The sequence below is a fragment of the Gammaproteobacteria bacterium genome, assembly GCA_015709695.1.
Taxonomy (GTDB): Bacteria; Pseudomonadota; Gammaproteobacteria; order Steroidobacterales.
This window is the reverse complement of the sequence record CP054183.1, coordinates 604,152-616,529: the sequence shown is the minus strand read 5'-3', so window position 1 is coordinate 616,529 and position 12,378 is coordinate 604,152. Positions and strand designations below refer to the sequence as shown.

Annotated in this window: 11 protein-coding genes and 1 pseudogene; 6 read left to right on the top strand and 6 right to left on the bottom strand. The window is 66.1% G+C overall.

Annotated features, from left to right (window positions below):
- Positions 1–773 precede the first annotated feature (773 nt).
- From HRU81_02880 to HRU81_02865, 4 genes are all read left to right on the top strand, one after another.
- The gene (locus tag HRU81_02880; protein QOJ31136.1) at positions 774–3,539 is read left to right on the top strand and encodes a hypothetical protein; all 2,766 of its coding nucleotides are present in this window, start codon (positions 774–776) and stop codon (positions 3,537–3,539) included.
- Positions 3,540–4,355: 816 nt separating this feature from the next.
- The gene (locus HRU81_02875) at positions 4,356–4,853 is read left to right on the top strand and encodes a DUF1778 domain-containing protein (protein QOJ31135.1); all 498 of its coding nucleotides are present in this window, start codon (positions 4,356–4,358) and stop codon (positions 4,851–4,853) included.
- Position 4,854: 1 nt separating this feature from the next.
- A complete protein-coding gene (locus HRU81_02870) occupies positions 4,855–5,376 on the top strand; it encodes a hypothetical protein (GenBank protein ID QOJ31134.1) in 522 nt (173 codons plus the stop codon).
- A gap of 228 nt (positions 5,377–5,604) precedes the next feature.
- The gene (locus HRU81_02865) at positions 5,605–5,790 is read left to right on the top strand and encodes a hypothetical protein (protein QOJ31133.1); all 186 of its coding nucleotides are present in this window, start codon (positions 5,605–5,607) and stop codon (positions 5,788–5,790) included.
- Here HRU81_02865 and HRU81_02860 read toward each other — a convergent pair.
- A complete protein-coding gene (locus tag HRU81_02860) occupies positions 5,769–7,058 on the bottom strand; it encodes an MFS transporter (GenBank protein QOJ31132.1) in 1,290 nt (429 codons plus the stop codon). The two genes, HRU81_02865 and HRU81_02860, sit on opposite strands and share 22 nt — an antisense overlap.
- 328 nt (positions 7,059–7,386) lie before the next feature.
- Complete coding sequence (locus tag HRU81_02855) at positions 7,387–7,557, bottom strand: hypothetical protein (GenBank protein ID QOJ31131.1); 171 nt, start codon at positions 7,555–7,557, stop codon at positions 7,387–7,389.
- A gap of 284 nt (positions 7,558–7,841) precedes the next feature.
- Between HRU81_02855 and HRU81_02850 the strand changes: the two genes are divergently transcribed.
- Positions 7,842–8,198, top strand: a complete 357-nt coding sequence (locus HRU81_02850) for a hypothetical protein (GenBank protein ID QOJ31130.1) — start codon at positions 7,842–7,844, stop codon at positions 8,196–8,198.
- Between the two features lie 59 nt (positions 8,199–8,257).
- Here the strand turns inward: HRU81_02850 and HRU81_02845 are convergent, their stop codons facing one another.
- The 4 genes from HRU81_02845 to HRU81_02830 all read right to left on the bottom strand — a co-directional run bounded on the left by HRU81_02845 (position 8,258) and on the right by HRU81_02830 (position 10,676).
- Positions 8,258–8,551 (bottom strand): type II toxin-antitoxin system RelE/ParE family toxin, encoded by a 294-nt coding sequence (locus tag HRU81_02845; protein QOJ31129.1) that lies wholly within the window; start codon positions 8,549–8,551, stop codon positions 8,258–8,260.
- Positions 8,539–8,820: a ribbon-helix-helix protein, CopG family gene (locus tag HRU81_02840; GenBank protein ID QOJ31128.1), complete on the bottom strand. Its 282-nt coding sequence runs from the start codon at positions 8,818–8,820 to the stop codon at positions 8,539–8,541. Before HRU81_02840 ends, HRU81_02845 begins: the two co-directional genes overlap by 13 nt.
- Positions 8,821–9,129: 309 nt before the next feature.
- Positions 9,130–9,858 carry an ATP-binding protein gene (locus HRU81_02835; protein ID QOJ31127.1) on the bottom strand — a complete coding sequence of 243 codons (729 nt, stop codon included), beginning with the start codon at positions 9,856–9,858 and terminating at the stop codon, positions 9,130–9,132.
- 242 nt (positions 9,859–10,100) lie between these two features.
- Entirely contained in the window at positions 10,101–10,676 is a 576-nt protein-coding gene (locus tag HRU81_02830) for a hypothetical protein (protein QOJ31126.1), read from the bottom strand.
- A gap of 172 nt (positions 10,677–10,848) precedes the next feature.
- Between HRU81_02830 and HRU81_02825 the strand changes: the two are divergent.
- Positions 10,849–12,357 (top strand): annotated as a pseudogene (locus tag HRU81_02825) (IS21 family transposase).
- The last annotated feature ends 21 nt before the right edge of the window (positions 12,358–12,378 follow it).

Sequence of the window (12,378 nt, the reverse complement as noted above, 5' to 3'; positions counted from 1 at the left end):
GAGCGAGACCGCCCGACCGCTGCCGTTCTGCGGGGTACTCATGCTCTATTCTGTGGTTTCCCGGCAATCTGCGCAGCAATCCGGCGATCCTGCCTTGAGGCAGGCCGCCACTTCTTCCAGCGTGAGAATTTCACTATCGGATTGGTTCATGTCAGGCGGCTCGTTTGACGGCGCGCGGCGAAGTTTTCCAAAGTCTGGCCAAATTTGCCATCCGGCTCACCCAGCCGCTGGCGGCTTGCAAGTCTTTGAAGCCGGAGAATTCACACCGGGCCACATTGCTATTGGCGCCGACCATCTGCGTATCAGTCGCCGACCTCGAGAACAGCCGCGTCGCGGGAATAGGACATTCAAAGCCCACGTCGGCGCCTGGGTAGCCCCCTGCTGCAAAGCCGGCGACCCGCGGTAGCGGCAGCCGGGCGATCCAGCCCCCCTGTCGGCCCCTGTCGCGCTGCCGGAAATGCCGGAGGGCGGGTGGGATTCTCGCGCTGCGGGATGCCTTTGGCGCAGCCGTCTCCGGCGAGTTCGGCGACCTGGTCTCGATGGGCCTCATCGACCCGACCAAGGTAACGCGCTCGGTGGTGGTTATGTCGCCTGTCTGCACTGACAGGTTTCCTTCAAGTGATTGCGGCAGAAGGCTAATCTTGCGCTGATCGGCCGGCCTTGACGGCAATCCTGGCAGCCCGATAATCGGCTGCATAACAAGATAACGGGGGCCGTGGTTGCGGTCCGGTCGCACGGTCGCAGCAGGATCGGTTACCCCGGCTGGGATCGCCATGTCACTCCGTTCGCTGATCCTGTTCCTCGTTCTCGGCTTGCCGATCATCACCTGCGCTGAAGATCGCAGCGTCAGCTACAAGTTCGGTGAATCGCCGGTGCCGGGGTTGCCCCAGAACGGTAGCTGGGCCGACGGCGAGAACTGGTCGCCGACGATCTGCCTGCAGTATGACGGCGAGGGCCATTGCACCCAGAAGGGCTACCCCGGCCAGCAGCCGGCAGACGCCAGCGAGTATGTTTTCTACAAGGTCACCGTCAGCCCGACGCCGACGGTGCCGCCAGGCCCCACACCCGTGAACGCGACGCTGGATGTCAACGTCCCGGCAAGCGTGGCGGAATTGAGCGTCGGCACGCAGACGACGCTCAACGTCACCAGCGCGCTTGGCTTGAACTGGTGGAATCTTCCCGCCGTCGGACCAACCCCGGACTGGAAAACGGCGACCCTCAACGTCACCGGTCAAGTGGAGGTTACCGGCAAGATCTATAGCAACGGCATCGCCGCGTTCGACGGCCCGGGACAGATCCACCTGCTCGGCGGCGACATCGAGTACATCCGGCTGAGCAATGCCGCAAAGATCACCGGCAGCGGCACGATCAAGTACATGAGCGGCAGCGGCGTGGCATTCAGCAATAGCGGAACGATCGATGCAGACCTCAATGGCCTGCCCATCGTTCTCGACATGCTTCCGCCCGCATATACCGCCTACAATGCCGGGACTCTCCGGGCGAGCAACGGCGGCAAGCTGCGAATCCAGGGTGGGACCTCGGCAACTACTCCGTCCGGGTTTCTGAATAACGGCGCAGGCACGATCACGGCGCTCGACGGTTCTCTGGTGGAGTTGTACTCGGTGGGTATCACCGGCGGCACTCTCGCCAGCAGCGGTTCCGGCCGCATCGAGGTAACCGCCCCGAATGTCCGTATTGGCAGCGTGACCATCGAGGGGCTGCTCAAGGTCAACAACGGTCAGTGGCTCACGCTCGGCTCCTCGATCACGAACAACGGCACCATCCGCCTCGATTCGACCAGTAGCAACACGGAGCTGCACCTGACCGGCGCCTCCGGCGATGACCATTCGCTCGATGGCAGCGGCGTTCTGGAACTCACCCATGCCACCCGCAGTATCGTCGGGTCCCTCGGCACCGACCCGGGGCTGATCAACGGGCCCGATCACACCATACGCGGGACAGGGCTGATCCGTCAGATCAGGCGTGTGACCAACCGGGGCCTGATCGATGCCGATGCCGCCGCAAGCGCACTGAAGATCACCTCGACCAGCGGCGGCACTCTCGCCAATGCAGGCGTGATGCGCGCCCGCAATGGCGCCACGCTGGACATCGCTGGCGCCGATTCCTCCAATCCCGTCCTCTTCAGCAATGCGGGCGGCATCCTCCAGGCCCAGGACGGCTCGCTGGTGCAGTTGAGCTATGCGACTCTGACCGGCGGCACGTTGACGACCTCGGGCAGCGGCGTGATACGCCTGCCGACGAGCGTGACCGCGATCGGTGGCCTGGAAAACCTCGGCACGCTCGATATCCGCGGCAGCACGACGCTGCTCGGCGGGACGCTCACCAACCACGGCAGCATGCTGCTGGGATCCGGCAGCAGCGGCGCGAACCTGAACGTCAGCCCTGGTACGGTGCTCGCAGGCGGCGGCACGCTATCGATGTCGAACAGCTCGTCGAACAGCATCGCCTCGGCCGGCATTGGCACGGGGACGCTCATTAACGAGTCGGGTCACACCATCCAGGGCGCCGGCAAGATCGGCTCCTATGGCATGGCGCTGACCAACCGCGGCCTCATTCAGGCCAATCAGGGCAATGCGCTGATCCTCGCCGAATCCGGCGTCGCCGCCAACGTCACCAACGAGGGCACGCTGCGTGCAGCGGCCGGCAGTACGCTGCAGGTCAATCAGAACCTGACGAATTTCAATGCCACGACCCACACGCTTGCCGGCGGGCGCTACGAAGTGCTCGGCACCATGCGCTTGCCCGTGACCGGGGGCATCACCAGCAATGCAGCGGACGTCGTGCTCGATGGCACAGCTTCCCGGCTCTACAACGGGACCTCGGGGACGATCGATGCATTGTCGGGCTTCACGACCAACCTGAACACCGGCCGCTTCGAGGTGCGCAACGGGCGAAGTTTCGCGGTCGGTCTGTTCAGCAACGCCGGCACCATCGATGTCGGAGCGGGCAGCACCCTCACCGCGACCACCTACACGCAGACCGCGGGGGTGACCGACGTGGACGGCTCCCTGCTGATAGCCGGCGACATAGCGCTCAACGGCGGCATCCTCACTGGCAGCGGCACCGTCGCCGGCAACCTTCTCAACAGCGGCAGCGTTTCACCGGGCAATTCGCCCGGTGTCATGCACGTCAACGGCAACTACTCGCAGGCTTCCGGCACGCTCGGCATCGAACTGGGCCAGTCGGCTTACGACCAGCTCCTGGTCAGCGGCAGCGCTACGCTGGGCGGCGTGCTCGACGTCAGCCTCTGGTCGGCGCAGGGTAATCCGGTGTTCCTGCCGGCGCCAGGTTCTTCGTTCGACATCCTGCTGGCCCAGGTCCTCACCGGCGAATTCGGCAGCGTGAACCTGCCCGAGGTGGCGGGCATCGTCTGGGATCTGCAATACCTGATCGACGCCAGCGGCTCGACGGACATCGTCCGCCTGACCGCAAGCGCCGTTCCGTTGCCGCCGGCGGTGTGGTTCGCGGTAACCGCATTCGCCATCGCAGGCACTCGCGCTCGCCGTCGCTGGCGCTGACTGTTCCCGTTTAATGGTGCCGGATTTATTTTCCCGATGACGAGATAGAGGCCGGTGGCGCCGACCCGCAGCGTGGCACGCCTTGCGTTCGCGTACGCCAGGGGGTCCTCGATGCTGGCAATGATCTTCACCCTACCCCCCGCAGCGCTCGCACTGCACCAGTGCGGCCAGCCGGGGTGCGGCACAGGGATATGCCGCATGAACACCCCGGAGTGCTTCGCCAGCCGCTCATCCCCGGCAGGCGCTTCCAGCGCCGGGGCGACGGTCTGCAGCCTGAACGCCTTGCGCCCCTCGCTCGCTCCCACCGCGATGCGGTAGGTGATCGAGTGCCCGACCAAGGCGGCCAGGCCATCTTCCTCGCCCGGGCCGGTGCTGAGGTAACTCCCCTCGGCATCGCGTACCCGCAGCCCCCGCCGCTCCAGGTGCCGGGCGATGCGCGTGTCAATCTGGCCGAGCAGCGCCTCGATCCCGGCCGGGGTCGGCGCCGCCACACGCCGGAAGCGTGGCCCGGCCGCGGCTTCCTTGAGCACCGCAATGATCTGCTCCGTCGTCGCCTTCTTGCCCCGCATGGTCCGCTCCTCAGATGGGCGGACTCCACCTCGAAGTCGAACTATTCAGGGGGAGCAGGTCGCTCGAACAGCGCGGGACCCGGACAGACATACAAACCCGTGTCCCGCGCCCGGGCCCTCTCACGCGCCGTTCCGCTTTCTCGCTCCTTGTGCGTGTGGCGTGCCGGGTTGGATAAAGCGTAATGACCTGCCTGATGTCAATACATCCGTATTGACGTCACGTCGGGACTCGGCCTATGCTCCGGCCATGGGTACTGCCCCGAAAACCACCCAGCTGCAGATCCGGGTGTCCCCCGCACAGAAGGCCGCGATCCAGCGGGCGGCCCGCCGGGCGGGCATGGACATGTCGGCCTACGTACTCGAGCGCCTGCTGCCCGCCTCGGCGCAGCGCTTCAATGAACTGACGGCCGCCTGTGCCAAGGAAACCGACGCACGCTTCGCGCTGGCGGAACTGAACGCGCTGCTATCCGGGCTCGACGCCGGCGAGTTGCAGGACGCGGTGGCCCCACCGCCGCAGGCAGGCCTTACAGCAATCCAGGCCAACTACGTCGCGGCCATGGTGGAGTACGCCTGCGCGCAACGCGGCATCGCGCCGCCGCGCTGGGCGGGCGCCATTGCGCCCCTGACAAGCCCCGCCTTCGGGAGCGAGCTCAGGAGCCTGCGCCTGCACCTGCTGACACACTCGCCGCCGCCGTTCAGGCGTCGCAATATCTTCATTGACGCCAGCATCGGCGCGCAGGTCTGAAATGCCCGCCCTGACGGACAAGGTGTTGCGCCGGCTGTTCGCCTTGCTGAACGAGGAGCTGGGCAAGGCCGGCACGGAAGGCGAACTGTTCCTGGTCGGCGGCGCCGTGATGTGCCTGGCCTACGCCGCGCGCGCCTCAACCCAGGATGTGGATGGGCTGTTTCGCCCCGCCCGCCAGGTGCGCGAGGCCGCCGCCCGGGTGGCCACACGCTCCGGGGTCCAGCCCGACTGGCTCAACGACGGCGTGAAGGCGTTTCTGAGCGAGCGTGGCGAGTTCAGCCCGTTTCTGGAACTCGATCACCTGCGCGTCATGATCGCGCAGCCGGAGTATCTGCTGGCGATGAAGTGCCTGTCGCTGCGCATCGGCGCGGAGTTCCACGACGAAGATGACATCCGCTACCTGCTGCGACACCTCAACATCGCGACGTACGAGCAGGCCGTGCAGGTCATCAGCCGCTTCTATCCGCTGGAGCGGTTCCCGCAGAAGACGCTATACGCGTTAGGTGAACTGCTGCCTGCCTGAAAGGTGCCGCGGCTGTGCGCCAGCACCTCGGGACACCCACGCATGACCTGGCATACCGCTGCACCGCACCTGCAGGGGGGTGCAACGGCGAATGACCGGGACCTGACACCCGTGCATGGACAACCGCCGAAAGCCCGAAACGCCCGGCCTGGCACCATTGCTTCCCCGAAGACCCACCCCGTTTGAAAGGGGATTAAGACTGGAGGGCCTGGCGGACGAGCTTCGCTGATGGAGCGTGACTACCGGCAACGGCTGGCGCGCAAGCTCGTCGAGCGCGAGCGGCCATGGACGAGCCGGGCACGTCGCGAGAAGCTCGACCGCGAGATCGCGCAGTTGCAGGCGCTGCTTGCCGGCATCGCCGCCATGCGGGCGGCGATTCGCCGGCCGGAAACCTATGCCGGGGACGAGGCCTGAGCCTGGCCCTGCTGGGGAAAGCTCTTCGGGAAGGGCTTGAGGCTGAACAGCAGCAGCGCGGCCAGCGTCAGCAGGCCGCCCAGCACGTAGAGCACGCCGCCGTAGCCGCCATTGGCCTCCACCGCCTTGGCGGTGATCAGCGGCCCGAAGCCCGCGCCGATCGAGTAGGCGCTGAAGTACCAGGCATAGATGCGGCTGAAGTAGCGCAGGCCGAAGTAGCGCCCGGCAAGATAGGCCGAGGCATTGACCTCGGCGCCCGAGGCGAGGCCGGCGAGGACGCCGGCGATCGCGCCGCCGGTGAAGGCGCTCGCGCCATCCGCGCCGATCGCCAGCAGCACGCTGGCGACGATGGGGCCGATGAGGAAAGCGCTCGCCACCCGCGAGGCGAAGAAGCGGTCCATGAGCATGCCGCCGGCCAGCCGGCCGACGATGAGGGCGGCGGAGAACAGCGACAGCGCCAGCGCGGCGCGCATCGGGTCCACGCCGCGCAGCTTGAGCAGCGGCACCAGGTGCATCTGCAGGCTGACGGTGCCGAAGCCCACCAGGAAGAAGGCGAGGATCATCATCCAGAAGCCGGTCTGGCGCAGGGTCTGTGCCAGCGTAAAGCCGCCCGGCTGGCCGGGCTTTGTGGCGGCACCGCCGGCACCGGCTGCGGGCGCGCCATCGGGCAGCAGCCCCATGGCGGCCGGCGTATCCCTGACGATGATGGCGATGGCGAGGAAGCCGAGGGTGGTGACCACCGCGGTGACGATCAGGTAGGCAGTGCGCCAGCCGTAGGCGTCGATCGCCCACTGCGAGAGCAGCGGCCAGATCATGCCGCCGACGCCGAGGCCGGCGAGCGCGATGCCGAGCGCCAGGCCACGCTGGCGGTCGAACCACAGCGAGATCACGCGGGCGAAGGAGACGTGGGTGGTGCCGAGGCCCAGCAGCGTCATCAGGATGTAGCGCGCATAGAGCGTGCCGAGCGATGCATCCTGCACGGCGAAGGAGGCGAGCACGATGCCCTCGAGGATGAAGCCGGCGAGGATCATGCGCTTGGCGCCGAAGCGGTCGATCAGCACGCCGATGAAGGGCGAGGCGACGGTCACCGTCACGGTGGCGAGCATCAGTGCGACGAAGAGATCCGAGGGTTGCCAGCCGAACTCGGCGACCAGCGGGCCGAGGAAGATGGAGAAGGTGCCGGTGAGCACGCTGGTCAGGCCGCAGGCCAGCCCGATGCAGCAGGCGATGGTGATGTACCAGCCGTAGAAGATCTTGCGCGAATCCATGGTGTCTCCCCACCAGCCCCTGCCGGCCCCGCGCGAGTATACGTCAGGACCCGATGGTCAACGCATCCGGGGTGCCGCCACCGGACTGGGATGCGTCGGTGCGCCGCGACTTGTTCGTCAGGCCCCCGCCCCCTCTGCTGTGCAGCCCGTTCTGGCGCAAGTCGGCCCGAGCCCGCCGCGGATGGTTGCGGCAGGTGATGAGGAATCTCTCCTCTTGGTGTCAGATCAGCCGTGCCTGTTGGGGATGCGCCCGTGCGCCGAGGGGCAGCTCGGCCTGATGTTGATCCGGCGCGGTCTTTTGGATGTGCGCCAGAATCCTCGCAATCAGCTACGGCTCTTCGATGCTCGCGATCACCTCGAGCTTCCCGCCGCAACGGGCGCACTGGTCGATGTCGATGCGAGAGACGCGCTTCAGACGCTGCGCCCAGGTCATGGCCACGTGGCGCGGGGTGATCGGCTTGTCGGGATCGACGCGAAGGTCGCCAATGGGAGGAATCATGTATGCCCTCCATACACGCTCGTCACTCGTTCACGGCGAACCTGCCCCGGGATGCCCACGAGCTCAAGGCAGCTCCCGCCCCCGTTATGTCGCCTCGCCTCACCCATTTGGGTGAGGCCAGCCGGGCCGCCGCAGGGTAGAATAGGGCAGCGTCATCGGCGAGTGTCGCTTCCGCGGCCCTCCTGAAACTCCTTCTCGGACGCCGCCCTGCTTCTGCAGGGCGTCCCAACTTCCACGATTCACAGTAGACGACCAGGGCACCGACCCTGGACGGAGGTAAACCCATGGACGACAGGAAACCGCCCCCAGACAAGCCCAAGGGCTCGAGCCGCCTTTCACCAGAGGAGATCAGGCGCGCGATCTTTGGCGGCATCCGCTTGGCGTGGCTCGACCGCAAGGCCAAATTCGAGGCACGTGCGGATCGCGTGCCCAAACCGGATGGGAAGCCGGAAGGCCGCGTAGTCGAACTCAGGCCGAAGGCCCCACCGTCGACGAACTCCGTTCCAATGCCAACGCTGTTCCGGCCGCTGTCGGAGCTGACGCGCGAGCAGCGGCTCAAGATCATCGAGGACCAGGAAGCGGCGGAGGTGGCCAACCCGCGCAATCCCAAGGTGCCGACGCCCTTCCCGGTGGACGACTAGCCATCTCTGCAACACCGGCACCGATGAGCGCAGGAACACGCGCGGCACCTGGCTCCTGATCAGGGCCGATAGTGCAGCTCGCGCTGGTGGCGTATCGCCAGGATGCGTATCTCCTGGCGCGCTGGCACGAAACGGTACAGCGCCACATAGCCGGTCTGGCCAAACGAGATGACGAGCTCACGGATATCGCCGTGCAAGCGCCGGCCTGCCAGGGGATGTGCGGCGAGCAACGTCGCGGCGGAACGGATGGCAACCACACTTTCGCGCGCTGCCCGGGGGTTCTCGCGCCGCAAGAACGCAAACGCCTGCTCGAGATGATCGAGCGCGCGGGCGGAATAGACTACCGTCGCCACGGCTTCGGCCGCGTTGCCCGGGCCTTTGTTACCAGTCGTTCCATCCAGGCGTGGACGTCCTCAGCCCGATAAACCTCGCCGGTCTCTTCGATGCGGGCGTCCGCTGCGATTGCTTCCTGCACGAGCGCCTGCAGCTGCTCCTCGTAATCGGCGTGCCGCTCCACGGCCTCGACGATCAGGCTGTGGGCCGAGCGGCCGGTCTTCCGGGACAGGGCCTGAAGTCGGTCGCGAAGCTCCGGCGGGAGACGGATGGTAGTCGTGGCGGCCATGGCGGCTTCCTCAATGTCCGTGCGCTACAAATGTAGCGCAACGACGCGTAAGCCGGCAAGCCATGTGAAGATATCGACCCGCTCCCCGATTTGGTACAGATGGGCGGACTCTACATCGAAGTCGTACTATTCAGGGGGAGCAGGTCGCCGGAATGGCCGGGGATGTGAGCCCCGGCAGCGGGGATGGCCTGTTCGGGGTGGGATGACCGGGCACTCCAGACAGCGATCGCCTCGACTGTTGTTTTGCGCTTAAAGGTGACCCGGGATTTGCATCTAAAGTTGACCCGCCTTGGTCGTTGTCAGTATGTCTCAGGCAGGGGTGGATTTGGTGGTTCGTCGCTCCTTGCGGGGTTGGGTTGAGCTGTTCCTGAACCGGTAGCTGTCATTGCCGGTCTCGACGATGTGACAGTGATGGGTGAACCGGTCCAGCAGGGCCGTGGTCATCTTCGCGTCCCCGAACACGCTGGCCCACTCTGAGAAGCTCAGGTTGGTGGTCACCAGCACGCTGGTTCGCTCGTAGAGCTTGCTGAGCAGGTGGAACAGCAGTGCTCCTCCGGCCTGGGAGAACGGCAGGTAGCCGAGTTCGTCCAGGATGACCATGTCGGTGTTGGCAAGGCCCTTGGCAAGATACCCGGCCTTGTTGAAGGCCTTCTCGGCCTCGAGCTGGTTGACCAGATCGACGGTGGAGAAGAACCGCACCCGCAGGCGATGATGCACGACGGCACGGATGCCTATGGCGGTGGCCAGATGTGTTTTGCCGGTGCCGGGTCCGCCGACGACGAGCACGACGTTGTGGGCGCTGCGCAGGAACTGGCACTCGTGCAGTGTCTTGACCAGCGCGGCATCCACGCCACTGTGCTCGAACCGGAACCCGGCCAGATCACGGTGCGCCGGGAACCGCGCACCCTTGAGCTGATAGTTGACCGAGCGCACTTCACGCTCGGCGACCTCGGCCTTGATCAGGTCTTCCGGGATCGGCCGAGCACGGGTGAACGCCGGACCCTGCTGGGCAGACAGGTCATCCACCGCATGGGCCATGCCGTAGAGCTTCAGGGACTTGAGAGAAAAGGGCGGGCGTCAGCCGACATGGCGATCTCCAGCAGGTGATCGTAGCGGTCCACGTTGGCTTCGGGTTCCTGTTGCAGGGCGGGCGCGCCGGGGTGTGGATGGGCGCTGGCACATCGGCGGCCAGCAGCCGACTCAGCAGGTTCAGGATGTGCGGCTTGGAGACGGTGCCGGAGTCCAGCGCCAGCTCGACGGCGCACAGCACCGCCTGCTCGTCATGGCGCAGCACCGGGCGAGGATCTCCACCATCTCCCGATCTCCGCCCGGGCGCTTGAGCAGCACCGACTGCAGGCGCCGCAGTCCTTCCGGGAACGTGGCAAAGGGGCGCCATTGCGCAGCGCGCCGGGCTTGCGCTGGATGACGGCCAGATAATGGCGCCAGTCGTAGACGGTGCGAGCTGCGTTACTGCTGTGGTCGCGCGCAAACAGGCGCGCATGCTCGGCGATGATCTGCCCTTCGGCCACCACGACGAGCCGATCGGCATAGGCGCGCACGCTCACCGGCCGGTTGGCGAACGAGGCCGGGACGCTGTAGCGGTTGCGCTCGAAGGTGATCAGGCACGTGGGCGAGACGCGCTTGGTGTCCTCGACATAGCCATCGAACGGCGAAGGCGCAGGCATCAGGTGAGGCTGCTCCTCGGCCAGCACCTGGGCCACGGTGCGTTGCGGATGTTCCGGGTGCTGGATCTGGCTCCACAGGCCGATGCAGCGTCGCTGCAGCCAGTCATTGAGCGCCGGCAGATCCGGGAACCGGGGCACCTCGTGCCAGATGCGCGGTCGCGCATCCTGCACGTTCTTCTCGATCTGGCCCTTCTCCCATCCGGCGGCCGGGTTACAGAAGTCGGTCTCGTGTTGATTTGCGCCTAAAACTGACCCACCTATAGCGGGTATTTGCATCCAATTTTGACCCACGTGTACACCCCCGTCCTGCTCTTTGGGGCAGGAGATTTCTGGAGTGATCGACGTGGCGATATTGAGTGTTATACGACGCTGGCACCTGCGCGAAGGGGTGCCGATCCGCGAGATTGCCCGGCGCACCAAGCTGTCCCGGAACACGATCCGCAAGTACCTGGCCAGTGGCGTGGTGGAGCCGGTCTACCCGCAGCGCAAGAGTCCGATCAAGCTCGACCCGTTTGCCGACATGCTCGCCTGCTGGCTGGAGCGAGAGGCCGGACGCGGCCGCAAGCAGCGGCGCAACTGGCGCCAGCTGCACAACGATCTGCGGGCGTTGGGCTACGAGGGTTCCTATGACCGCGTAGCGGCCACTTTCCCGCGCATGGCAGCGCCAGCTTCAAGAAGCCGAGCGCACCAGCCGCGGCACGTTCGTGCCGCTGAGATTCGCGCACGAGAGGCGTTCCAGTTCGACTGGAGCGAGGACTGGGCGGTGATCGGCGGGGAACGCTGCAAGTTCTCCGTGGCGCAGTTCAAGCTGTGCCACAGCCGCGCTTTCCTGCTGCGGGCCTATCCACAGCAGAGCCACGAGATGCTCTTCGACGCCCATAATCACGCCTTCGCTGTCTTTGGCGGCGTACCCCGGCGCGGCATCTACGACAACATGAAGACCGCGGTGGACAAGATCGGACGCGGCAAGGAGCGCATCGTCAACGTGCGCTTCGGGCCATGGCTGAGTCACTTCCTGTTCGAGACCGACTTCTGTAACCCGGCCGCCGGATGGGAGAAAGGCCAGATCGAGAAGAACGTGCAGGATGCGCGACCGCGCATCTGGCACGAGGTGCCCGGTTCCCGGATCTGCCGGCGCTCAATGACTGGCTGCAGCGACGCTGCATCGGCCTGTGGAGCCAGATCCAGCACCCGGAACATCCGCAACGCACCGTGGCCGGTGCTGGCCGAGGAGCAGCCTCACCTGATGCCTGCGCCTTCGCCGTTCGATGGCTATGTCGAGGACACCAAGCGCGTCTCGCCCACGTGCCTGATCACCTTCGAGCGCAACCGCTACAGCGTCCCGGCCTCGTTCGCCAACCGGCCGGTGAGCGTGCGCGCCTATGCCGATCGGCTCGTCGTGGTGGCCGAAGGGCAGATCATCGCCGAGCATGCGCGCCTGTTTGCGCGCGACCACAGCAGTAACGCAGCTCGCACCGTCTACGACTGGCGCCATTATCTGGCCGTCATCCAGCGCAAGCCCGGCGCGCTGCGCAATGGCGCCCTTGCCACGTTCCCGGAAGGACTGCGGCGCCTGCAGTCGGTGCTGCTCAAGCGCCCGGGCGGAGATCGGGAGATGGTGGAGATCCTCGCCACGGTGCTGCGCCATGACGAGCAGGCGGTGCTGTGCGCCGTCGAGCTGGCGCTGGACTCCGGCACCGTCTCCAAGCCGCACATCCTGAACCTGCTGAGTCGGCTGCTGGCCGCCGATGTGCCAGCGCCCATCCACACCCGGCGCGCGGCCCTGCAACAGGAACCCGAAGCCAACGTGGACCGCTACGATCACCTGCTGGGAGATCGCCATGTCGGCTGACGCCCGGCCCTTTCTCTCAAG

Excerpts from the sequence above, each read along its gene's own strand:
- HRU81_02880 (QOJ31136.1), top strand. The coding sequence starts at position 774 with ATGTCACTCCGTTCGCTGATCCTGTTCCTCGTTCTCGGCTTGCCGATC.
- HRU81_02875 (QOJ31135.1), top strand. The coding sequence starts at position 4,356 with ATGGGTACTGCCCCGAAAACCACCCAGCTGCAGATCCGGGTGTCCCCC.
- HRU81_02840 (QOJ31128.1), bottom strand. The coding sequence starts at position 8,820 with ATGGCCGCCACGACTACCATCCGTCTCCCGCCGGAGCTTCGCGACCGA.
- HRU81_02865 (QOJ31133.1), top strand. The coding sequence starts at position 5,605 with ATGGAGCGTGACTACCGGCAACGGCTGGCGCGCAAGCTCGTCGAGCGC.
- HRU81_02850 (QOJ31130.1), top strand. The coding sequence starts at position 7,842 with ATGGACGACAGGAAACCGCCCCCAGACAAGCCCAAGGGCTCGAGCCGC.
- HRU81_02835 (QOJ31127.1), bottom strand. The coding sequence starts at position 9,858 with ATGGCCCATGCGGTGGATGACCTGTCTGCCCAGCAGGGTCCGGCGTTC.
- HRU81_02855 (QOJ31131.1), bottom strand. The coding sequence starts at position 7,557 with ATGATTCCTCCCATTGGCGACCTTCGCGTCGATCCCGACAAGCCGATC.
- HRU81_02860 (QOJ31132.1), bottom strand. The coding sequence starts at position 7,058 with ATGGATTCGCGCAAGATCTTCTACGGCTGGTACATCACCATCGCCTGC.
- HRU81_02870 (QOJ31134.1), top strand. The coding sequence starts at position 4,855 with ATGCCCGCCCTGACGGACAAGGTGTTGCGCCGGCTGTTCGCCTTGCTG.